Origin of the sequence: Streptomyces termitum (assembly GCF_014650175.1) — a bacterium.
Lineage (GTDB): Bacteria > Actinomycetota > Actinomycetes > Streptomycetales > Streptomycetaceae > Streptomyces > Streptomyces termitum.
The window spans coordinates 1-2374 of record NZ_BMUL01000033.1; the positions used below are offsets into that span (position 1 = coordinate 1).

The following is a 2374-nucleotide window of genomic DNA, read 5'->3' on the forward strand; positions in this document are numbered from 1 at the left end:
CACCGAACCATCGGCATACCCGTACAACGCCGCCACATCGTCCCGGCCATCACCATTGAAGTCCGCGTTCACCCGCGACGAGGCGTCCTCGCGCCACGGGTCGGGCGCGGGCTCCGGGGTGGCGGCGAAGGCGACGTCCACGTAGTTGCGGTCGATGTTGAGGGACGCGCCGCCCCACGTCTCGGAGACCTCGCCCTCGTACTGGTGCGCCCGCTTCCGGCCGGGCCAGTAGGTGGCGCCGGGCAGGCCCATCGAGGCGTTGGAGACGTCCGCCTTGTGGTTCCAGTTGGCCACCCACAGGACGTCGGGCTCGGTGTAGCGGGAGTTGCTGTGCAGGGCCGCCATGTCGCCGGTGTTCTGGATGTTCACGTACGCGCCCGCGCGGAAGCCGAGTTCTTTGACGCGCGCGCTGTAGGCGGAGAGGTAGCCGAGGACCCGGGTGCGGTAGGTCCCCGAGTCGTACTGCTCCATGTCCGTGTACAGCACGGCCCCGGGGCCGAACCCCAAGGTCTTGGCCTTGGCCACCGCGTCGTCGGCGGAGGCGCGGCCCTGCGCGGCGGCCTCGGTGGCACCGATCCTTCCGGCCTGGAGGCCCGCGTAGATCGGGATCATGTGCCAGCCCTCGGCCGTGCGGTCGGCGACCCAGCCGGCCGTCAGGTTGGGCTGGGAGCAGACGCGGGTGGGGCCGCCGAAGTAGATGCCGACGCCGCCGTAGGGCGAGGAGGTCTTCCAGCTCCGCATCAGGCTCGCGGAGGGGGCGGCGCAGGCGTCGAACGCCTTGCCGGTGAAGCCGGTGGTGGGTTCCGCGGCCAGGGCCCGCGCGGTCGTGTCCGACCCGGGGCTCCGGGGGGTCTTCGCGGCGGGCGCCAGTGTGCCGGGGACCGCCGCCGGGCCGACGCGGGCCGAGCCGACGACGCGGGAGACGGTGTCGGTGTCCTCGCCGTGGGAGACGGTGACGAGCAGTCCGGCACCCTCGACGGCCAGGGCTGCCTCGTGGTCGACGGGGTCCCCGACACGGGCCGGGAGGGCCCGGCCCGCGGGGACGCGGAGGACGGCCCCGGGGTCCGGGACGGTGGCGCCGGCGAGGGGTTCCACGACCAGGGCGTCGGTCCGCTCGCCGACCGCGTCGGCGGAGCAGGACTGCTGCGTGCCGGGGTGGCCGAGGTAGAGGGTGGCCGTGTCGAATCGCACACACGTCCCGGGCGCCTCCTCCAGGTCGACGACGCGCCAGTGCGCGGGGACGTCCAGGCGCAGGCCCCGGTACTCCACGGACCGGGTCTCGCCGGCCGCTCCCGTGCCGGGCCCGGCGGGGGCGGTGGAGGCGGCGGCCGCCTGGGCGGTCGTGCCGGACAGCGCGAGGGCCGTCAGCACGGCGGCGACCCGGCTCCCGCGCCGTTGCCGGGGAGGACGGACAGGAGGTGGTGCGTGCATGGCAGGTCTCACTTCCGGTGTACGGGGCCACGGAGGCGCGGGGAGAGGGAGGGGCGGTACGGGGAAGGGATGCGGGGGCGGCGGCACGACGGGCGCCGCCGCCCCCGGTACGGCGTCCGGGTCAGCCGAGCTTCACGTGGTCGCCCCACCAGTACTCCGCGGGGACGTTCCACGAGCGCAGCGGGCTGTCGAACTTGCCCGTCGCGTCCGGCTTGAAGGTGTAGAGCGCGGCACGGCCGTCGCTGTAGCCGTAGAACGCCGCCACGTCCGCGCGGCCGTTGCCGTCGTAGTCGCCCGAGGCGATCTGGACGTGCTCGCCCCACCAGTAGTCCGCGGGGACGTTCCAGGACCGCACGGGGCTGTTGAAGGTGCCGTCGGTCTTGGTGAGGAAGGTGTACAGGGCGGCGCGGCCGTCGCTGTAGCCGTAGAACGCGGCGGCGTCCGCGCGGCCGTCGCCGTCGTAGTCGCCGGCGGTCAGCTTGACGTTGGAGAAGTTCCAGTTGCCCGGCGCGGTGGTCCAGGACTTCACCGGTGCCGTGAAGCCGCCGTCGGTCTGCGACTTGAAGGTGAACATCGAGACCGTGCCGTCCTCGTACCCGTACATCGCGGCCAGATCCGCACGGCCGTTGCCGTCGAAGTCACCGACGGCGAGCTCGACGTTCTCGCCCCACCAGTAGTTCTCCGGGACGTTCCACGAGCGCAGCGGGGTGCCGAACTCGCCGGAGGCGTTGGGCTTGAAGGTGTAGAGCGCGGCGCGGCCGTCGCTGTAGCCGTAGAAGGCAGCCACGTCGTCGCGCCCGTTGCCGTCGAAGTCGCCCGAGGCCAGCTTCACGTTCTCCGGCCACCAGTTGCCCGGCGCGGTCGTCCACGACTTCACCGGATCCGAGAAACCGCCGTCGGCACGGGACTTGAAGGTGAAGAGCGACACCGAACCGTCGGCGTA

General features: G+C 72.8%; 2 protein-coding genes. Both read right to left on the reverse strand.

Annotated features, from left to right (window positions below):
• Positions 1–1371, reverse strand: a 1371-nt coding sequence (locus IE219_RS31300) for a DUF1906 domain-containing protein (RefSeq protein ID WP_189983713.1), incomplete at its 3' end; no start/stop codon positions are given.
• Between the two features lie 181 nt (positions 1372–1552).
• Positions 1553–2374: FG-GAP repeat domain-containing protein (locus tag IE219_RS31305; protein ID WP_189983715.1), on the reverse strand; the 822-nt coding region annotated here is incomplete at its 5' end.